The following is an 18,510-nucleotide window of genomic DNA, read 5'->3' on the forward strand; positions in this document are numbered from 1 at the left end:
TCGGAGGGCCTCCGAAAGGCGCGCGGATTCTAAGCCGCAGCACGAGGAAAACGAACGGTCGTTCTATTCTGTTCCGGCGCGGTCCGGTGCACCTTACAGCGGCAGCAGCTTGACGTCGAACAGCCGTTCGCCCAGCCACACCAGCGCCACGATGCCGGCGAAGGCCGAGCCGCTGCGCAGCCAGGCGCCGGTATGGCCGCGTTCTCGCACCGGCCACAGCAGCAGCGTCGCGACCGCGACCACGAGCAGCTGACCGACCTCGACACCCAGGTTGAACTGCAGCAATGCGCCCGCCATCGCCCAGGGCGCGAGCTGCAGCTCGATCAGCGGCCCGGCGAAGCCGAAGCCGTGGATCAGCCCGAAGGCGAACGCCGCGACGGCCCGGCGCCTGCCGAGGAAGGGCCGGATGTTGTCGAGCGCGGTCAGCGCGATGGTCACCGCGATCAGCGGTTCGATCACGCTCGGCGGCACGCTGAACACGCGCAGCGAAGCGAGCCCCAGCGTGACCGAGTGGCCGACGGTGAAGGCCGTGATCAGGCCTGCCAGCGGCCACAGGCGCCCGCGCCAGCCGCCGTGCCGGGCATCGGGGCCGAGCACCAGCGGCAGCAGCAGGCAGATCAGGAACAGCACGTGGTCCGCGCCGATCAGGATGTGGTGCAACCCCTCGCCGAAGAAGCCCGGCGCGGGCGCCGACTCGGCGGGCGGGTCGACGCCGACCGCGGCCCCGGATGCGCCGGCGCTCGGAGCCAGCCGCAGCGGCGTGCCGCCCGGCGTCAAGCTGCGCAGCGGGCCGGTCGGTTGGCCCTGGGCGTCGAGCACGACCAGCAGGCCGCGATGCGTCGGGTCGGTGTCGCGGAACAGGCCATAGTCCAGCGCGGGTGCGCCGGCCGCCGCGCAGTCGCTGGCGTAGTGCAGCAGCGCGTACACGCCGTCGGCCTTGCGGTCCAGCGCCAGGCCCGGCAGCGCGCGCAGGTGGCAGCGTCCGTCGTCCAGGCGCAGCCGGTCGGCCACGTGGCCGGCGATGTCGGCCTCGCGCGTTCGCACCTCGCCCCAGCTCAGCTGGCCATCGGCGTTGGCGTCGAGCTCGAGCACGGTGTCGAGGTCGCGCAGCGCCACGTCGACCTGCAGTGCCAGCTTGCCGTGCGCATCGACGCCGGCGCGCAGGTAGGCGTCGCTGGCCTGGTGGGCTGAGGCGAGCAGCGGCACACCCAGGACCGACAGCCCCACCAGCAGCGCGCGCAGCCTGCGCATCGGTGCGCCGGTCATTGCGCGTTCCCGGCGGATGCCGGCTCCAGCCGCGCATCGCGCAGGCCGATCTGCCGCGCCAGCGCCACCACCTCGGTCTGCGCCGCCGCGTCGCCGGCGGCCGTGGCGGCGCGCTGCATCACCACGAAGTCGATCGCCTCGCGCTGCGATTTCAGGTTCAGGCGCGCCAGCGCCAGCGCGCGCGTAGGTGCCGCCTCGACGTCGAGAGCGAAGCGCGCCCGCTCGCGCGCATGGACCGCGACCGCCTCCGGTCGCAGGCCGGCCTGCGCATAGCGTGCGGCGACCGTGCCCTGCAGGCGGGCCGCATCGGCGCTGCCGAGGGCGCGGGCGACCACGGCCCGGCGCAGCAACCCGGCCTCGCTGTCGTCGTTGCCGAGCAGGCGCTCGGCTTCCGCCCAGGCCCGTGTGTCGATCAGCGCGTCGACCAGCGCGATGCGCGCGTAGGCATCGTCGGGCTGCGCCTGCAGCGCGGCGCGGAACTGCGCGAGCGCCGCGTCCGGCCGCCCGGCGCGGGTCTCCAGTTCGCCGAGCGTGGTGTGGATCCACGCGCGCCAGCCGGGGTTGCCGGGCGGCGCGGCGAGCAGGGCGTCGAGCCGGCGCCGAGCGGCCTCGTTCTCGCCGCGCAGGGCCTGGTTCTCGGCCTGGCAGGCCTGGGCGTAGAGCGGCTGGCCGGCGTCGGCGAGGCGGGCGCAGGCGGCATCCGAATCGGCGTAGCGGCCCTGCACGCGGTAGACGGTCGCCAGCGTCAGCAGCGCCTGCGGTTGGCGCGGCGTGGCGGCGAGCAAGGCCTGCAGTTCGGCGGCGGCGCCCTCGAAATCGTGCAGGTACTGGCGCAGCGTGGCGCGCTGCAGGCGGATCTCTGCGGGCGGCGCCGGATCGGCCTCCCAGGCGCGCAGCGCGCCGAGGGCCTGGCCCGCGAGCCGAGCATCGCCATCGTGACGGGCGCGCTCCAGCAGGCTGCGCGACAGTGCCAGTGCGGCCTTCGCGTCACGCGGTTGCGCCGACAGCTGGCGCCGCAGCGCGCGCTGCTCGCTCACGTAGGTGCCGAGCGTCGGCAGGGTCTCGACGATCTCGTCGTCGCTGGCGGGCCGCAGCGCGGCGGCCTGCGCAGAACAGGCCACCGCCAGCAGCCCGAGCCAGGCCGGCACGCGCCGGCAGGCGCGGCCGACGCTCATTCGTCGATCGACGTGGGGTAGGGCGCGCGGTCGTCCACGTTGTCCGGCGGCATCGTGACGGCGCTCACGTCGACCGGTTCGCTGTCGTCCAGCATGCGGCTGGCCAGGCTGGCGATGTAGTCGAAGAAGCCCTGGTTGCTGGCGCTGGCGCTGTCGGGCGCCACGCTGTTGTCCTCGGCCGAGCCACCGCCTCCGCCCCCGCAGGCCGCCAGCGCGAGGCTGGCGGCCGCGGCGAGGAGCGCGGCCCGCAAACGTGTGGTGTTCATGGGGTGCTCCTCGGGGTCAGTGGCTGGTGCCGCCGATCGGCGTCGCCAGGTAGGGGAAGGCGCTCAGCAACGGCACCGTGGCCTGGTCGACGGCATCGTGCACCGCCGCCGAGGTGGCGCCCAGCGGCACGCTCGAAGGCTTGCACTGCGAGCTCAGGCTGCTGACACCCGGCACGCCGTTCAGGCCCAGCGCGTTGCCGTCGCCGTTGATCACGCACAAGCCACCCAGCACCGCGACGAGCGAGATGTCGACCACGTCGTCGTTCGGCCGCCGGCCGTTGGGGTAGCCGGCCAGGTCGACCGCCTGCGCCAGGTTCTGCGGCCCGCCGACGCGCAGCACCTCGCCGGCGACGCCGAGCCGGTTCTGCTGCGCGCGCGGCACCGGTGCGATCGCCGTGTTCAGGCGCAGCATCTCGGCCGGCGTGACGGTGGCGGGCTTGTTCACGCCGGCGATGCCGGTCAGGAACACCGTGGCCAGGTCGGTGCGCGGCAGGTTGGTCGGCGCCAGCGCGGCGGCATTGCCGTCCGCCAGCACCAGGCCCAGCAGCGCCGGCAAGGTCGGGTGGGTCACGTAGTCGAGGAACTGCGTGTCGTTCTGCGGCTTGGAGGCGTTGAACCGGTCCTTGTCCTTCAGCCCGATCACCACCTCGTTGACCAGCGGCATGCCCAGGCGCGACACCTGCACCCAGGGTCCGGCGTTCAGCGAGGCGGTCTGGTAGCCGGCCTTCGGTGCGCCCGACAGCAGCTGGCCCTGGCGCAGGCTGGCGGTGGTCCAGCCGCCGATCACCGGGTCGCTGCCGGCGGTCAGGCAGTCCTTGTGGATCTCGAGCGCCAGCGTGGTGACGTTCTTGTCGTCGATGGTGTTCGGCGCGGCATTGAGGTTCGCCGGGTTGGTGATGACGCTGGCCGGCGCATTGACCAGGTCGAAGACCGTGCCCAGGTTGACGGCGAACGGGTCCTTGCGCTGGCCGACGAACACCTTGCCGGGCGCGCTGCAGCCGGGGATGTTGACGCTGTAGACGTGCTGGGCGGCATAGGCGGGGTAGTCGGCGAGGGTCTTGACGCCGATGTTGTCGACCGGCTTATCGAAGGTGGCGCTGCCGCCGGTGGCGTTGGTGATGGAGGCGCGGCTGCCGGAGCGGCGGTCGCCGCGCACGATGCCGACGGTGAAGGTCTCGGCGACGTTGAGGTTCGCGTCCTTGACGTTGGACACGGCGCCGGCCTGCGTCAGCGGGATCGACACCATCTTGTTGCCCACCGGCAGCTTGACGTCCTTCAGCGCGTTCAGGAAGCGGAACTGGAAGGTCAGGTCTTCCTTGGCGTCGCCGTTGTTGTCGATGTGGATCTCGTACAGCGCGTTCGGGTCCAGCTTGAAGTAGTTGGGGCCGCCGTAGGCGTCCTGCAGCGGCAGGTAGTTGGCGATCAGGGTCACGTAGTTCGCGCGGCCGGTCTCGTAGCTGCGGAACATGTAGAAGTCCGTGGCGTCGACCTTCGGGGCGGTGGTGATGAACGGGGCTTCGCGGTGGCTGGACGCCAGCGCGGCGCTGCCGGCGGCGCTCAGTGCGCAGGCCGCGACCACGAGCTTCAGGGCGCCGCTGCTGCGCGGGGGGGTGATGTCGAGCATGCTGTCTCCTCAGGGTTGCGGTGGGACCGCAAGGTCCGACCCTCACCCGGAAGCGACGGTGCCGAGGCCCTGCTGGAGTCGCATACGCAGTCGCTGCGCGATCGGATGCAACGGCGTCATCTTGGTGACAGCGCTGACGCGTGTGCGTGATATCTTGGCTGGCACAGAACACGACACGGCGACGAACGGAGACCCCATGAGCCATACCATCGACTTGTCCGGCCGCGTGGCCCTGGTGACGGGCGCCTCCAGCGGCCTGGGCGCGCAGTTCGCGCTGACGCTGGCCGCCGCCGGCGCGGCGGTGGTGCTGGGTGGCCGCCGCATCGAGCGGCTGAAGACCCTGAGGGCCGAGATCGAGGGCCTGGGCGGCGACGCCCACGTGGTCGGCGTCGACGTGACCGACCCCGACAGCATCCGCTCCGCGGTCGCCCACGCCGAGACCGAATGCGGCGCGATCGACATCCTCGTCAACAACTCCGGCGTCAGCACCACGCAGCGCATCATCGACGTGACGCCGGAGGACTACGACTACATGATGGACACCAACACGCGCGGTGCCTTCTTCGTGGCGCAGGAGGTCGGCAAGCGCATGATCGCGCGCGCCAAGGGTGCGGCGCCGGGCACCTTCACCGGCGGGCGCATCGTCAACATCGCGTCGGTAGGCGGGCTCAAGGTACTGGGGCAGATCGGCGTGTACTGCATGAGCAAGGCCGCGGTGGTGCACATGACGCGCGCGATGGCGCTCGAGTGGGGCCGCTACGGCATCAATGTGAACGCGCTGTGCCCCGGCTACATCGACACCGAGATCAACCACCACCACTGGGGCACCGAGCAGGGCAAGAAGCTGGTGGACATGATGCCGCGCAAGCGCGTCGGCCAGCCCAAGGACCTGGACACCGCGCTACTGATGCTGTGCGCCAACGAGAGCCATTTCATCAACGGCGCGGTGCTGCAGGCGGACGATGGATTCGGCCTCTGACGCCGGCGAGCGCCGGCCCGCGCGGGCAGCGCTGCGCGTGCTGTCGCTGATCGAGCAGCGCGTGGTGGCGGTGCTGGTCGAGAAGCAGCACACCGTGTCCGACAGCTACCCGCTGAGCCTGAACACGCTGCTGCTGGGCTGCAACCAGAAGACCGCGCGCGAGCCGGTGATCAACGCGACCGAGAGCGAGGTGCTCGCCGCGGTCGACGAACTCAAGCGCCTGAGCCTGGTGATCGAGGTCAGCGGCAGCCGCGTGGCCCGCTACGAGCACAACCTGCAGCGCGTGCTGGGCGTGCCCAGCCAGGCTGCGGCGATCCTCACGCTGCTGATGCTGCGCGGGCCGCAGACCGCGGCCGAGCTGCGGGCCAACACCGAGCGGCTGCACCGCTTTGCCGACATCTCCTCGGTCGAGGGCTTCCTCGACGAGCTGGCGCTGCGCGAGCCGCCGCTGGTGGTGAAGCTGCCGCGCGCACCGGGCTCGCGCGAGGCGCGCTGGGCGCAACTGCTGGGCGGCCCGCCCGAGGTGTCCGTCGCGGCGCCGGCCGGCGCCGCACCCGAGGATCTGGTGACGGCCGGCGAGATCCAGGCGCTGCGCGCCAACCAGCACCGCCTGCAGGCCGAGGTGGTGATGCTGCGCGCGCAACTGCACCGGCTGGCCGCCGAGCTCGGCGTCGACCTGTCCTAGGTTGCCGGCCGGGTAATTTGCCCGCGCTGCGCCGGCCGCGTGCAAACGCCGGGTCTCGGGCTCAGAATCGCCAGCGCCCGCCGTGCGGGCCGCCTGACCCACCAGCCCGGATTCCGATGATGTTCCTGCGCCGCCACGTCGACCGCTTCCTCAGGTCTGCCTTGTTCGGCCTCGCGCTGGCCGGCGCCGCTGCGGCCGGTGTCGCTGCGCCGGGCGCCGGCCCGGCCGCCTGGAGCGGCGATCTGCGACCGATCACCGCCGACCAGTGGAACGCCGAGCGCGCGGCGCATCTGCTGGAGCGGGCCGGCTTCGGTCCCACGCCCGAGGAGATCGCGCGCTTCGCCGCGATGACGCCGCAGCAGGCGGTGGCCACGCTGGTGCGGCCGCAGGGCATCGACAACAGCCACCTGCCGCCGTTCGACGCCTCCGACATCCACGAGCCCGGCCTCGAACCGTTTCCCGCCAGCCGGCCGGCCACCACCGAGGCGGCCAAGGCGCGCGGCGAGGCGCTCGGCGTGGCCGCCAAGCCCGAGGGCAACCGTCGCCTGCAGCCGGTGGTCAACAAGTTCTTCTACTGGCTGCGCGCCAGCCGCCTGGAGACGCACCGCGTCGCCTACTGGTGGGCCAACCGCATGCTGCTGACGCAGCGGCCGCTGGAAGAGAAGATGGCGCTGTTCTGGCACGGCCACTTCGCCACCCATGAGGACAAGGTGCGCGACGCGCGCAAGATGCTGCAGCAACTGCAGCTGTTCCAGGCCAAGGGCCTCGGCAACTTCCGCGAGCTGATGATCGGCGTGGCCCAGGACCCGGCGATGCTGGCCTTCCTGGACGCCGGCGTGAACGTGAAGGGCGCGCCCAACGAGAACTTCGCGCGCGAGATCATGGAGATGTTCACCATGGGGGTGGGCAACTACAGCGAGCGCGACATCCGCGAGGCGGCGCGCGCCTTCACCGGCTGGAACTACGACGACCTGCGCTTCGTCGTCAACCGCGCCCAGCACGACGACAGCGACAAGCTCGTGTTCGGCCGCCGCGGCCCGTTCGACGGCGTGCAGGTCATCGACCTGATCCTCGAGCAGCCGGTCACGGCCGAATACCTGGCCGGGCGCATCTACCGCTACCTGGCGCGCGACGAGATCACACCCGAGCTGCGCAAGCGCCTCGGCGCCGTGCTGCGCGACAACCGCTACGAGATCGCGCCGCTGCTCGAAGCCATCTTCCTGTCGCGCGACTTCTACAGCCCCGAGGTGGTGGGCACGCGCATCAAGAGCCCGGTGGAGCTGGTCGTCTCCACCTACCGCAAGCTCGGCCTGAAGGACGTGCCGGGCGTGCCCGACTTCAACGACGTGACCGGCGCGCTCGGCCAGCACCTGCTGTACCCGCCCACCGTGGCCGGCTGGGCCTACGGCCGCAGCTGGATCACGCCGGGCCTGCTGATGGAGCGCGGCAATTTCGCGCGCGACGTCCTGTTCCCCGACTTCACCGCGCTGCCCCACGACCGTTTTCCGACCAACGCCACCGGCCTGGAGATCCAGGCGGTGCACGAGCGCATCTCGCGCGGGCTCGACATCACCGCCGCCACCGTGCCCGAAGGCAAGGACATGGCGGGCGGCGAGGCGATGGCCATGTCCAACCGCATGAGCGACCGCGACGAGGAGTTCAACACCCGCTACGGCAGCTACCGCGGCTGGCAGAAGGCGGTGGAGGTCGTGAAGCCCATCCCGCGCACGATGGCGCGCGTGGACCTGAGCGGCCTCGTCGTCGCCAGCGGCAGCCGGACCACGGCCGATGCCGTCGACGCGCTGTCGCGCCGCTTCCTGAGCGCGCCGATCAGCGCTGCGCAGCGCACGGCCTGGGTCGAGTTCCTGACGCGCGAGCTGGGCACCGACCGCATCGAGCGCGCTGCCACCTACATGGAGGACGGCCTGCGCATGCTGCTGCACCTGATGCTCGCCAGTCCCGACTACCAGCTCGGATGAACAGGAAGGCCCCGCGATGAGCGCTTCGTCCCACACGCCCGCACGCCCCGCCCTGACGCGGCGCGCGCTGCTGCAGGCCGGCGTCGGCGGCCTCGTGCTGCCTTCCGCCTTCGCCGCGATGGCGCAACCACCGGCCGCGGTGCCGGCGTCCGACCGGCGCCGCATCCTCGTGGTGCTGGAGATGTCGGGCGGCAACGACGGCCTGAACACCGTGGTGCCCTACGCCGACGACACCTACTACCGGCTGCGGCCCAAGCTCGGCATCCCCGCCCAGCGCCTGCGCCGCATCGACGACCACCACGGCTTCAACCCCGGCCTGGCGGGCTTCGAGCGGCTCTACAAGGACGGCAAGCTCGCCATCGTGCACGGCTGCGGCTACGACAACCCGAACTTCTCGCACTTCTCGTCGATGGCCTATTGGCACACCGCCGCGCCCAACAGCGGTGAGGAGTACGGCTGGGTCGGCCGCCTGGCCGACGCGATGCGGCCCGACGGCGCCAGCAACTTCATCGTCAACATCGACGCCACGCAATCGCTCGCGGTGCGCAGCCGGCGCCACGTGCCGGTGGTGTTCGACGACCCGGAGAAGTTCGTCCGCGAGGGCTTCTTCGAGGAGCGCGGCCTGCTCGACCGGGTCGAACCGTCCGAAGCCTCCGACAGCGCCAACCGCCGTTACCTGCGCGACATCGCCCGCAGCGCCCGCGATGCCTCCGAACTGGTGCGCCAGGCGTGGTCCAAGTACTCGACGCCGGTCGACTACGGCGTGCTGCCGGTCGACCTGCCCAAGGTCGCCTCGCTGATCGCCGCCGGCCTGCCGACGCAGCTCTATTACGTGGCCTACCGCAACAACGCCTTCGACACCCACGTGCACCAGGCCGACCTGCACCAGCGCCTGCTGACCTACGTGTCCGACGGCGTGCTGGCCTTCATGCGCGACATGGAGCGCATCGGCCGCGCCGACGACGTGGTGCTGATGGCGTTCTCGGAGTTCGGCCGCCGCGTGCCCGAGAACACCAGCCTCGGCACCGACCACGGCACCGCCGGCCCGATGTTCATCGTCGGCAAGCCGGTGAAGGGCGGGCAGTACGGCCGGCCGGTCAGCCTGACCGAGCGCACGCCCGACGACAACCTGCGCCACACCACCGACTTCCGCCGCACCTACGCCACCGTGATGGACGGCTGGTTCGGCCGCACCGACACGCAGGCGGTGCTGCGGGGGCGCTTCGAGAGCTTTCCGCTGTTTGCTTGATAGAGGTTGCAATGCGGGTCCCTGGGTGCGGGCGCCGCGCCGGGCCGCTGTGTTGCGTTCATGTCCCCCGAGCCCGCCCTCCGGTCGGGCTCTCCTCCTTTACTTCACTCCACACAGCGGCCCGTCTCGGCGCTTCGATACACCGTGGACTGCGGGAGGTTGAAGACCTTCGCACGCCACGGTAATGCGTGCGACCAGGGCGTCGGGTGAATGGCGCAGCGAAGTAGAGGAGGAGAGGCCAGCCCGTCGGGCTGGGCTCGGGGGACATGAGCGGAGCCGTTCACCCGATGGCCTGGTCAGCAACTCTCAACAGAGGCAAGCGGCAGAACTCCAAACCGACCCCCATCGCCAACAAGGCCAACCGACTTCGGCAATGATGCTTCCGTGCGCGGACGGCCGCGCCCGCGGCCCGGAGGACGGCAATGCTCGACGCGGCGCTCTTGAGCTATCTGATGGCGGCCGCTGCGCGCCTCTCGGGCTACGACCCGGTGCCGCTCGAACAGCTGCCCTCGGTCCATCTGATGCCGGCCTCGGTGATCCGCTCGCAGGTCTGTCCGGTGCAGCCGCAGACCTGTGCCGACATGGTGGCCATCTACGACAACACCCGCAGCCGCATCCTGATCAGCGACGAGCTCGATCCGCACAGCAGCCACGACAGCTCCTTCATCGTGCACGAGCTCGTGCACGTGCTCGAGTTCCGGCGCAAGGCCTCGGGCTACCAGCAGGACTGCGAGGAGACGCTCGCCTCCGAACGCACCGCCTACCGTGCCCAGAACCTCTACCTGCGCGAGCAGGGGCGCCCGGAGCGCTACGGCGGGCAGCTGCAGCAGATGGTGTGCGCTCGCGAGCAGCCGCCCGGCGCCGGCACGATGCGGCTGGAGATGGCGCCGGTCGGATCGCGAGACGAGATGGCGCTCGAGGGGTTCATGCAGGATCTCGGGCGCCGACGTTCGGCGAACGCTCCGCCGCGCTGAGCGTCTCCTCCGACGCTCGGTGGCCGTCGATCGGCCGCAGTGCGGCCAGGAACTGCTGCGTCGCGCGTGCCCACGAATACTGCTCGCCGTGGCGGCGCACCGCGTCGCGCGGCAGCTGCAGCGCGCGCAGGCAGGCCTCGCGCAGGTCCGTGTGCAGCACGCCGCCGCCGGAGCGGCCCACCACGTCGATCGGGCCCGGCACCGGGAAGGCGGCCACCGGCGTGCCGCAGGCCATGGCCTCGGCCATCACCAGCCCGAAGGTGTCGGTGACGCTCGGGAAGACCATCACGTCGGCGCTGCGGTAGAGCGTGGCCAGCGCCGGGCCGTCGAGCACGCCGAACCAGCGCACGCCCGGATAGCGCGCCTCCAGGCGGGCCCGCGACGGGCCTTCGCCGGCGATCCATTTCTCGCCGGGCAGGTCGAGCTTCAGGAAGGCGTCGACCTGCTTCTCCACCGCGACCCGGCCGACGTAGAGGAACACCGGGTGCTCGGCGCGCGGCAGTCGCGCGCCCTCGGCGCTGAACAGGCCCAGGTCGACACCGCGCGACCACCAGCGCGCATGCCGGAAACCGCGGGCGCGCAGGTCGTCCACGATGGCCGGCGTGGGCGTCAGCGTGCCCAGCCCGGCATTGTGAAAGCGCCGCAGCAGCGCATAGCTCCAGGCCGTGGGCAGGCGCGTGCGCGCGTGCACGTATTCGGGAAAGCGGCTGTGGTACGCGGTGGTGAACGGCCAGCCGCGCGAGCGGGCCACCGAGCGGGCCAGCCAGCCCAGCGGGCCCTCGGTGGCGATGTGCAGGCAGTCGGGCGCGAAGGCGTCGATGCGCCGCGCCACGCCGCTGCGCGTGGCGAGCGCCAGCTCGATCTCCGGGTAGCTGGGGCAGGGCACGCTGCGGAAGCCCTGCGGCGACAGCAGCTCCACCTCGTGGCCCAGCTTCTGCAGTTCGCGGCGCGTCATCTTCAGCGTGCGCACCACGCCGTTGACCTGCGGTTCCCAGGCGTCGGTGACGATCATCAGCTTCATGCGTTCTCCGGTGTGGCGTTGGGAAGCGGTGCGCGGTGGGCGCCCTGGCTCGTGTGGCGGCGGTGCAGCGCGGTGATCGCGGCGGTGGCCAGCGCCACCAGGGCGCCGAAGCCCCAGATCAGCAGCGCCAGCGGCAGGCCGGCTGCGGTCAGCGCGGCATAGAGCGCCAGCAGCGCCAGCACGCCCAGGTTCTCGTTGAAGTTCTGCACCGCGATCGAACGGCCGGCGCTCAGCAGCGTGTGGCCGCGGTGCTGCAGCAGCGCGTTCATCGGCACCACGAAGAAGCCGGCGCAGGCGCCCACCGCGGCCAGCAGCGGCGCGGCCGCCATTGGCTGCTCGATGACCGTCATCCACGGCACCAGCAGGCCCATCGCGATGCCGAGCGGCAGCACCCGCGTGGCGTTCGGCAGGCTCAGCCAGCGACCGGCCGCCACGGCCCCGGCGATCAGGCCGAGCGCGGTCGCGATCTGCAGCCCTGCGGCTTCGTGCAGATCCAGCCCCAGCGAGTGCTCGGCCCAGCGCAGCACGACGAACTGCAGCGTCGCGCCGACGCCCCAGAACAGCGTGGTCACGGCCAGAGAAACGCGACCGGCCGGATCGCGCCACAGCCGGCCGTTGTCGTCGGCGAACTGCCGCAGCAGCCGGCCCGGCGCCACGCGCGGGTAGCGCGCGCCGCTGTCCGGGATGCACAGGTTCAGCACGCCGGCCAACACGAACAGCGCCAGCACCGTGAGCAGCGCCGGCAGCAGCTGCGTGCCGCCGGTCGGCAGCGCCTGCGCCAGCGGCGGCAGCCAGGGCGCGGCGGTCTGCGCCGACGGGCTGACCAGCAGGCCGCCGAGCGCGGTGCCGAGCAGGATGGCGCCGACGGTGCAAACTTCGATCCAGCCATTGGCCGCCACCAGCCGGGCCGGCGGCAGCAGCTCGGTCACCAGCCCGTACTTGGCCGGCGAGTAGGCGGCCGCGCCGATGCCCGCCAGCGTGAAGGCCAGCAGCGGGTCACCGCCGGCGACCAGCAGCGCGCAGGCGCCAGCCTTCAGCCCGTTGCTGACGAACATGACGCGCGCCTTCGGCCGGGCGTCGGCCAGTGCGCCCACGAAGGGCGCGAGCAGCACGTAGGCGAGCGTGAAGCCTAGCTTGAGCAGCGGGGCCCACCACAGCGGCGCGCCGAGCTCGTCCAGGCGGGCGATCGTGACGATCAGCAGCGCGTTGTCGGCGAGGCCCGAGACGAACTGCGCGGCGATGAGGACGTGGAAGCCGGTGGGCACGAGGCGGGGGCGGGCGCCGGCGGTGCGCCGGCCGCCCGATTGGATGACGCGCCCGTGGCGGCGTCGTGACCGCGGCGTGACCGGCGCGTGTCGGCGCCGCGCCGGCTCAGCCGCGCACCAGCTTGTTCACCAGCTCGGCGGTGCTGCCGGCGGCGTACTTGCGCAGCAGCCGGGCGCGGTAGATGTCGACGGTGCGGTGGCTCACGCCCAGCACCTTGCCGATCTGCTTGCTGGTCTGGCCCTCGATCAGCAGCGCAGCCACCTCGCGCTCGCGCGCGGTGAGCCCGGCGCGGCCGGCGGGCGTGAGCGGGCGCTGCGAGGACAGGTCCTCGAAGCTCCAGATGCCGGCCTCGTGCGGCGTCTCGCGGTTGATGGCGCGGCCCATCACGTGGCACCAGAACAGCTCGCCGCGCGGATTGCCGGGTTCACGTTTCATGATGCGGTCGTCGGCGTAGCGGCCGTGGCGGTCGAGCTTGAGCAGGATGCGCGCGCCGGTGCGCTCGAACTCGTCGTGGCTCGGGTAGAGCACCTCGAAGGACTGGCCGATCAGCGCCTCGCGCGGCGAGCGGAAGATCTCGGCCACCGCCTGGTTGCAGTCGACGATCTTGCGGTGGCTGGAGATCACCAGGCCCACCGGCGCCAGCTCGAAGGCGCCGCGGTGGTCGATGGTGGCGACGGCGGCAAGAGAGGCGCTAGTCATTGCTTAGGCGATTGTACGTATGCGGATACGTAGTACGCTGCGTGCTGGTGTCACCGCCCGATGGAGCGAACTGCATGAACAAGGTCTACCCGAGCGCGAAGGCCGCGCTCGACGGCATCGTGAAGGACGGCCAGCTGCTGGCCGTCGGCGGCTTCGGCCTGTGCGGCATCCCCGAGGCCCTGATCGACGCGCTGCGCGACAGCGGCGTCAAGGACCTGACGGTGATCTCCAACAACGCGGGCGTCGACGGCTTCGGCCTCGGCAAGCTGCTCGACACGCGGCAGATCAGGAAGATGATCTCCAGCTACGTGGGCGAGAACAAGGAGTTCGAGCGCCAGTTCCTGGCCGGCGAGCTGGAGCTGGAGTTCACGCCCCAGGGCACGCTGGCCGAGAAGCTGCGCGCCGGCGGCGCCGGCATCCCGGCCTTCTTCACCAAGACCGGCGTCGGCACCATGGTGGCCGAGGGCAAGGAAACGCGCGAGTTCGACGGCGCCGTCTACGTGATGGAGCGTTCGCTGCTGCCCGAGGTGTCGCTGGTCAAGGCCTGGAAGGCCGACAAGAGCGGCAACCTGCTGTTCCGCCGCACCGCGCGCAACTTCAACCCGGCGGTGGCGATGGCCGGGAAGCTCACGGTGGTCGAGGTCGAGGAGATCGTCGAGACCGGCCACTTCGATCCCGACGCGGTGCACCTGCCCGGCATCTACGTGCACCGCATCGTGCTCAATGCCACGCCGGAAAAACGCATCGAGAAGCGCACCATCACCGAGAAGGCGGGAGTCTGACCATGGCCTGGACCCACGACCAGATGGCGGCACGCGCCGCCAAGGAACTGCACGACGGCTACTACGTCAACCTCGGCATCGGCCTGCCCACGCTGGTGGCCAACTTCGTCGATCCGACGATCGAGGTGTGGCTGCAGAGCGAGAACGGCATGCTCGGCATCGGTCCGTTCCCGACCGAGGACGAGGTCGACGCCGACATCATCAACGCCGGCAAGCAGACCGTGACCACCCTCGCGGGTTCGTCGATCTTCGGCTCGCACGACAGCTTCGCGATGATCCGCGGCGGCAAGATCAACCTCAGCATCCTGGGCGCCATGCAGGTCAGCGAGCACGGCGACCTGGCCAACTGGATGATCCCCGGCAAGATGGTCAAGGGCATGGGCGGTGCCATGGACCTGGTGGCCGGCGTGGGCCGCGTCATCGTGCTGATGGAGCACGTGGCGAAGAAGAAGGACGGCAGCATCGACCTGAAGCTGCTGCCCAAGTGCACGCTGCCGCTCACCGGCGTGGGCGTGGTGAACCGCATCATCACCGACCTGGCCGTGATGGACGTGACGCCGCAGGGCCTGAAGCTCGTGGAGCTGGCCGCCGGCGTGACGCGCGAGGAAGTGCAGGCCAAGACCGGCGTGCCGCTGCGCTGAGCCGCGCACCCGCAAACAACGCCCGCGCCGGGCCCTGAACGGGCACCGCGCGGGCGTTGCCCCATCCGGCGCCCGCGGTGCAGGGTCTTCGGCCGAACCCGGCCTCGGCAGCCCTACAATGAAAATCATTCGTATTCACAGGACTGTCGATGAAACGCCGCCTCTTCCTCGCCGTCGCCGCCATCGCTGCCGGTTCGGCTTCCGCCCAGGGGGCGCCGGCCGCTGCCGCCGCCGGGCCGACGCCGGCCGCTGCTGCCGCCGGGCCGACGCCGGCCGCCGTGGCCGCGCACTACGCTGTGCTGGTGCACGCGAACTACGAGGACAGCCTGCAGGCCGCGCGCGCACTGCAGCAGGCCGTCGTGGCCTTCGTCGCCACGCCGTCGGCCGAGGCCCTGGCCGAGGCGCGCAAGCGCTGGCTGGCCGCGCGCGAGTTCTACGGCCAGACCGAGGCCTTCCGCTTCTACGGCGGCCCGATCGACGACGACAAGGGCCCCGAGGGCCGGATCAACGCCTGGCCGATGGACGAGTCCTTCGTCGACGGCGTGCAGGGCAAGCCGGGCAGCGGGCTGATCGGCAACCGCAAGTTCGTCATCAGCAAGAAGAACCTCGCGGCGCAGAACGAGCGCGGCGGCGAGGAGAACATCGCCACCGGCTGGCACGCCATCGAGTTCCTGCTGTGGGGCCAGGACCGGTCGGAGACCGGCCCGGGCGACCGCAGCTTCGAGGACTTCGTCGACGGCAAGGCGCCCAACGCCGACCGCCGTCGCCAGTACCTCACGGTGGTGACCGAGCTGCTGATCGACGACCTGGCGGGCCTGGTCAAGGCCTGGGCGCCGGCCACCAAGGGCAACTACCGCGCGCGCTTCGAGCAGGGCGGCAAGGAATCGGTGCGCAAGATCCTGGTGGGCCTGGGCTCGCTGTCGCGCGGTGAGCTGGCCGGCGAGCGGCTGGAGGTCGCGCTCAACAGCCAGGACCAGGAGGACGAGCATTCCTGCTTCTCCGACAACACCCACCGCGACGCGGTGAACAACGCCAAGGGCATCGAGAACGTGTGGCTCGGCCGCTATGTGCGCGCCGACGGCAGCACGCTGCAGGGCGCCTCGCTGCGCGAGCTGGTGGCGGAGAAGGATGCCGCGCTGGCCGAGCGCGGCACGCGCCAGATCGCCGCCTCGGTGGCGGCGGCCGAGGCCATCCAGGCGCCATTCGACCGCGAGATCGTCGGTGCCAAGGACGCGCCGGGCCGCCAGCGCATCCAGAAGACGATCGCCAGCCTCACTCAGCAGAGCAAGGACCTCGTGGCCGCCGCCAACGCGGTGGGCATCACCAAGCTCACGCTGGTGCAGCCGTGAGCCGGCGCGGGCGCGCGGCCGGCCGCGCCGCCGCGGTGCTGGCGGGCGTGGCCGGTGTGGTGGTCGGCGTGGTCGCCGCCACCGCGCCGCGCGACGACGACCCGCTGGGCGAGAAGACCGGCGGCGCCACCACGGTCCATGCCACTGGCCGCCAGGCGTTCTCCTTCCCGGCCGCCAACCTGGCCGACGAGGAGCACACGCGCTTCGTCATCGGCAACTCCTTCTTCAAGCGCAACTGGGTCGAGGCGCCGGCCTCCACCGGCGTGCGCGACGGCCTGGGGCCGCACTTCATCGCGCGCTCCTGCGGCGCCTGCCATGCGATGGACGGCCGCGGCGCGCCGCCCGAGGCCAAGTCCAAGGACCCGACCGTGGCGTTGCTGATGCGGCTGTCGGTGCCGGGCGAGGCCGATCCGAAGCAGGGCGTCGTGCCCGAGCCGGTGTACGGCGACCAGTTCAACAACGCCGCGGTGCAGGGCGTGCGGCCCGAGGGCGAGGTGCGCATCCGCCACCAGCCGGTGCGCGGCCGCTACGCCGACGGCACGCCGTACACGCTGCAGGCGCCGCGCTATTCGTTCGCGCGGCTGGCCTACGGGCCGATGCGTGCCGACGTCCTGGTGAGCCCGCGCATCGCGCCGCAGCTGATCGGCGTGGGGCTGCTGGAGGCCATCCCCGAGGCCGAGATCCTGCGCAACGCCGCTGACCAGGCCGCCGCCGGCGGGCCGGTGCGCGGCGTGCCCAACCGCGTGTGGGACGTGCGTGCGCAGCGCCAGATGCTCGGCCGCTTCGGCTGGAAGGCTAACGTGGCCACCATCGCGCACCAGACCGCCGGCGCCTTCCACGGCGACATCGGCATCACCTCGCGCTGGTTCCCCGACGAGACCTGCACGCCGGCCCAGGCCGACTGCGCCGCCGCGCCGCGCGGCGCGAAGGGCGAGGCGCCCGAGATCGACGACAAGACGCTCGACGACGTGGTGTTCTACCAGGCCGTGCTCGCGCCGCCGGCACGCCGTGCGCCGCGCGACGCCCAGGTGCTGCAGGGCCAGGCGCTGTTCACCCGGGCGCAGTGCGCGCAATGCCACCGGCCGAGCTACGTGACCGCCGAGCCGCCGTTCCCGCCGCTCAGCAGCCCGGCGCTGGCGGGCCAGCGCATCTGGCCCTACACCGACCTGCTGCTGCACGACATGGGCGAGGGCCTGGCCGACGGCCGGCCCGACTTCGCCGCGAACGGTCGGCAGTGGAAGACGCCGCCGCTGTGGGGCATCGGCCTCCTCGAGGACGTCAACGGCCACACGCGTCTGCTGCACGACGGCCGCGCGCGCGGCGTGCTGGAGGCGGTGCTGTGGCACGGCGGCGAGGCCGAGGCCAGCCGCCAGCAGGTGCTGAAGATGAGCCGCGCCGAGCGCGAGGCGCTGGTGCGGTTCGTGGAGTCGCTGTGATGACGAAGAAGCTCCTCGCAGGCCAGGCCGCGGCACGCGCCGCGATGCTGCTGCCGTTCTTGATGGCCGGCACCGCCGCGCCGCCGGCCGCTGCGCAGAGCGACTGGGCCCGCTCGGCGGTGCCGGTGTACGGCCCCACCGCGGTGCTGCAGGGCCTGAACGAGCACTGGACCCTGCCGCATGCGCGCGCCTTCGCCGCCGAGGCCCAGGCGCTGCCGGCGGCGGTGGAGGCGCGCTGCAATGCGGGCCCCGCCACGCCGGCCGCCGGCCGCGCGCTGGAAGGCGCGCGTGCGCAGTGGCGTCGCAGCGTGCAGGCCTGGGAGCGACTGTCCACGGTGGCCGTGGGGCCGCTGGTGGAGCGGCGCTCGCTGCGGCAGATCGATTTCGCGCCCACGCGGCCGGCGCTGATCGAGAAGGCGGTGCGCGCCGCGCCGGCCGACGCCGCCGCGATGGAGCGCGTGGGCACGCCCGCCAAGGGCCTGCCCGCGCTGGAGTGGCTGCTGTGGAGCCGGCCGGTGGCGCCGGGCACACCGGTCTGCCGCTACGCCGTGCAAGTGGCACGCGACATCCAGCGCGAGGCCGACGCGCTGGCGCAGGCCTTTGCCGCCCAGGCCACGGCCGCGGCCGAGCACGACGCCGACGGCGAGGTGGACGAAGCCAGCGTGGTGGCCGGCAGCACCGAGTTCGTGAACCAATGGGTGGGCGGCGTGGAGCGCCTGCGCTGGGCCCAGATGGAAAAGCCGCTGCGCGCCGCCGCCGGCCGCGCGCCCGACTGGCCGCGCGCCGCCAGCGGCGGCAGCGTGGTGAGCTGGAAGGCGCAGTGGGAGGCGCTGCGCGGCCTGGGCGTGTTCGCCGGTGGCGAGGCGCCGCTCGCGGGCCAGGGCCTGGTGCCGCTGGAGACCTGGCTGCGCAGCAAGGGCCGCAACCCCGAGGCCGACCGCCTGGTGGCCGCGGCCCGGCAGGTGGACGCGCGCCTGCAGCGCATCGACACGAAGCGCCCGCCCACCGTGCTGGCCGCCGCCCAGGCGCTGGCCGCGCTGAAGCGCGTGGCCGAGGCCGACGTGGCGCCGGCGCTGGAGGTGAGCCTGGGCTTTTCCGACGCCGACGGCGACTGAACGG

Annotated in this window: 17 protein-coding genes; 10 read left to right on the plus strand and 7 right to left on the minus strand. The window is 72.1% G+C overall.

All coding sequences use genetic code 11. The features are described from left to right. Positions 1-93: 93 nt before the first annotated feature. The 4 genes from MPE_RS07285 to MPE_RS07300 are packed head-to-tail and all read right to left on the minus strand — an operon-like array spanning position 94 to position 4,331. On the minus strand, positions 94-1,266 hold the full coding sequence (locus MPE_RS07285; RefSeq protein ID WP_011829043.1) for a HupE/UreJ family protein: 1,173 nt from the start codon (positions 1,264-1,266) through the stop codon (positions 94-96). Next, entirely contained in the window at positions 1,263-2,441 is a 1,179-nt protein-coding gene (locus MPE_RS07290; protein WP_011829044.1) for a tetratricopeptide repeat protein, read from the minus strand. The genes MPE_RS07285 and MPE_RS07290 overlap by 4 nt, the downstream gene beginning before the upstream one ends. Continuing rightward, positions 2,438-2,707, minus strand: coding sequence for a hypothetical protein (locus MPE_RS07295; RefSeq protein WP_011829045.1), 270 nt, complete (start codon positions 2,705-2,707; stop codon positions 2,438-2,440). Before MPE_RS07295 ends, MPE_RS07290 begins: the two co-directional genes overlap by 4 nt. A gap of 16 nt (positions 2,708-2,723) precedes the next feature. After that, complete coding sequence (locus MPE_RS07300) at positions 2,724-4,331, minus strand: DUF4331 domain-containing protein (protein WP_011829046.1); 1,608 nt, start codon at positions 4,329-4,331, stop codon at positions 2,724-2,726. Between the two features lie 196 nt (positions 4,332-4,527). Between MPE_RS07300 and MPE_RS07305 the strand changes: the two genes are divergently transcribed. The 5 genes from MPE_RS07305 to MPE_RS07325 all read left to right on the plus strand — a co-directional run bounded on the left by MPE_RS07305 (position 4,528) and on the right by MPE_RS07325 (position 10,197). Beyond that, on the plus strand, positions 4,528-5,310 hold the full coding sequence (locus MPE_RS07305; RefSeq protein ID WP_011829047.1) for an SDR family oxidoreductase: 783 nt from the start codon (positions 4,528-4,530) through the stop codon (positions 5,308-5,310). Further along, a complete protein-coding gene (locus tag MPE_RS07310; RefSeq protein ID WP_011829048.1) occupies positions 5,294-5,995 on the plus strand; it encodes a YceH family protein in 702 nt (233 codons plus the stop codon). Before MPE_RS07305 ends, MPE_RS07310 begins: the two co-directional genes overlap by 17 nt. 116 nt (positions 5,996-6,111) lie before the next feature. Then, positions 6,112-7,974, plus strand: coding sequence for a DUF1800 domain-containing protein (locus MPE_RS07315; protein ID WP_202796708.1), 1,863 nt, complete (start codon positions 6,112-6,114; stop codon positions 7,972-7,974). 16 nt (positions 7,975-7,990) lie between these two features. Further along, positions 7,991-9,223 carry a DUF1501 domain-containing protein gene (locus MPE_RS07320; protein ID WP_011829050.1) on the plus strand — a complete coding sequence of 411 codons (1,233 nt, stop codon included), beginning with the start codon at positions 7,991-7,993 and terminating at the stop codon, positions 9,221-9,223. Between the two features lie 422 nt (positions 9,224-9,645). Beyond that, positions 9,646-10,197: a DUF6647 family protein gene (locus tag MPE_RS07325; protein WP_011829051.1), complete on the plus strand. Its 552-nt coding sequence runs from the start codon at positions 9,646-9,648 to the stop codon at positions 10,195-10,197. Here the strand turns inward: MPE_RS07325 and MPE_RS07330 are convergent. The 3 genes from MPE_RS07330 to MPE_RS07340 form a co-directional block, all read right to left on the minus strand. Further along, positions 10,148-11,218, minus strand: coding sequence for a glycosyltransferase family 4 protein (locus MPE_RS07330; RefSeq protein ID WP_011829052.1), 1,071 nt, complete (start codon positions 11,216-11,218; stop codon positions 10,148-10,150). The two genes, MPE_RS07325 and MPE_RS07330, sit on opposite strands and share 50 nt — an antisense overlap. After that, positions 11,215-12,483: a lysophospholipid transporter LplT gene (gene lplT, locus MPE_RS07335; protein WP_011829053.1), complete on the minus strand. Its 1,269-nt coding sequence runs from the start codon at positions 12,481-12,483 to the stop codon at positions 11,215-11,217. The genes MPE_RS07330 and lplT overlap by 4 nt, the downstream gene beginning before the upstream one ends. 106 nt (positions 12,484-12,589) lie before the next feature. Continuing rightward, positions 12,590-13,183 carry a PAS and helix-turn-helix domain-containing protein gene (locus MPE_RS07340; RefSeq protein WP_011829054.1) on the minus strand — a complete coding sequence of 198 codons (594 nt, stop codon included), beginning with the start codon at positions 13,181-13,183 and terminating at the stop codon, positions 12,590-12,592. A 74-nt stretch (positions 13,184-13,257) separates the two neighbouring features. Here MPE_RS07340 and MPE_RS07345 point away from each other — a divergent pair, with 74 nt between their 5' ends. The 5 genes from MPE_RS07345 (at position 13,258) to MPE_RS07365 (ending at position 18,506) form a co-directional block, all read left to right on the plus strand. Then, positions 13,258-13,965 carry a CoA transferase subunit A gene (locus MPE_RS07345; protein ID WP_011829055.1) on the plus strand — a complete coding sequence of 236 codons (708 nt, stop codon included), beginning with the start codon at positions 13,258-13,260 and terminating at the stop codon, positions 13,963-13,965. 2 nt (positions 13,966-13,967) lie between these two features. Next, complete coding sequence (locus MPE_RS07350) at positions 13,968-14,606, plus strand: CoA transferase subunit B (RefSeq protein WP_011829056.1); 639 nt, start codon at positions 13,968-13,970, stop codon at positions 14,604-14,606. 149 nt (positions 14,607-14,755) lie between these two features. Next, complete coding sequence (locus MPE_RS07355) at positions 14,756-15,955, plus strand: imelysin family protein (RefSeq protein ID WP_011829057.1); 1,200 nt, start codon at positions 14,756-14,758, stop codon at positions 15,953-15,955. Further along, positions 15,952-17,391: a di-heme oxidoreductase family protein gene (locus MPE_RS07360; RefSeq protein WP_011829058.1), complete on the plus strand. Its 1,440-nt coding sequence runs from the start codon at positions 15,952-15,954 to the stop codon at positions 17,389-17,391. Before MPE_RS07355 ends, MPE_RS07360 begins: the two co-directional genes overlap by 4 nt. Continuing rightward, positions 17,391-18,506 (plus strand): imelysin family protein, encoded by a 1,116-nt coding sequence (locus tag MPE_RS07365; RefSeq protein WP_011829059.1) that lies wholly within the window; start codon positions 17,391-17,393, stop codon positions 18,504-18,506. Before MPE_RS07360 ends, MPE_RS07365 begins: the two co-directional genes overlap by 1 nt. Positions 18,507-18,510: the final 4 nt, after the last annotated feature.

Source organism: Methylibium petroleiphilum PM1 (genome assembly GCF_000015725.1).
GTDB classification, from domain to species: Bacteria; Pseudomonadota; Gammaproteobacteria; order Burkholderiales; family Burkholderiaceae_C; genus Methylibium; species Methylibium petroleiphilum.

Excerpts from the sequence above, each read along its gene's own strand:
- MPE_RS07285 (WP_011829043.1), bottom strand. The coding sequence starts at position 1,266 with ATGACCGGCGCACCGATGCGCAGGCTGCGCGCGCTGCTGGTGGGGCTG.
- MPE_RS07290 (WP_011829044.1), bottom strand. The coding sequence starts at position 2,441 with ATGAGCGTCGGCCGCGCCTGCCGGCGCGTGCCGGCCTGGCTCGGGCTG.
- MPE_RS07295 (WP_011829045.1), bottom strand. The coding sequence starts at position 2,707 with ATGAACACCACACGTTTGCGGGCCGCGCTCCTCGCCGCGGCCGCCAGC.
- MPE_RS07300 (WP_011829046.1), bottom strand. The coding sequence starts at position 4,331 with ATGCTCGACATCACCCCCCCGCGCAGCAGCGGCGCCCTGAAGCTCGTG.
- MPE_RS07305 (WP_011829047.1), top strand. The coding sequence starts at position 4,528 with ATGAGCCATACCATCGACTTGTCCGGCCGCGTGGCCCTGGTGACGGGC.
- MPE_RS07310 (WP_011829048.1), top strand. The coding sequence starts at position 5,294 with ATGGATTCGGCCTCTGACGCCGGCGAGCGCCGGCCCGCGCGGGCAGCG.
- MPE_RS07315 (WP_202796708.1), top strand. The coding sequence starts at position 6,112 with ATGATGTTCCTGCGCCGCCACGTCGACCGCTTCCTCAGGTCTGCCTTG.
- MPE_RS07320 (WP_011829050.1), top strand. The coding sequence starts at position 7,991 with ATGAGCGCTTCGTCCCACACGCCCGCACGCCCCGCCCTGACGCGGCGC.
- MPE_RS07325 (WP_011829051.1), top strand. The coding sequence starts at position 9,646 with ATGCTCGACGCGGCGCTCTTGAGCTATCTGATGGCGGCCGCTGCGCGC.
- MPE_RS07330 (WP_011829052.1), bottom strand. The coding sequence starts at position 11,218 with ATGAAGCTGATGATCGTCACCGACGCCTGGGAACCGCAGGTCAACGGC.
- MPE_RS07340 (WP_011829054.1), bottom strand. The coding sequence starts at position 13,183 with ATGACTAGCGCCTCTCTTGCCGCCGTCGCCACCATCGACCACCGCGGC.
- MPE_RS07345 (WP_011829055.1), top strand. The coding sequence starts at position 13,258 with ATGAACAAGGTCTACCCGAGCGCGAAGGCCGCGCTCGACGGCATCGTG.
- MPE_RS07350 (WP_011829056.1), top strand. The coding sequence starts at position 13,968 with ATGGCCTGGACCCACGACCAGATGGCGGCACGCGCCGCCAAGGAACTG.
- MPE_RS07355 (WP_011829057.1), top strand. The coding sequence starts at position 14,756 with ATGAAACGCCGCCTCTTCCTCGCCGTCGCCGCCATCGCTGCCGGTTCG.
- MPE_RS07365 (WP_011829059.1), top strand. The coding sequence starts at position 17,391 with ATGACGAAGAAGCTCCTCGCAGGCCAGGCCGCGGCACGCGCCGCGATG.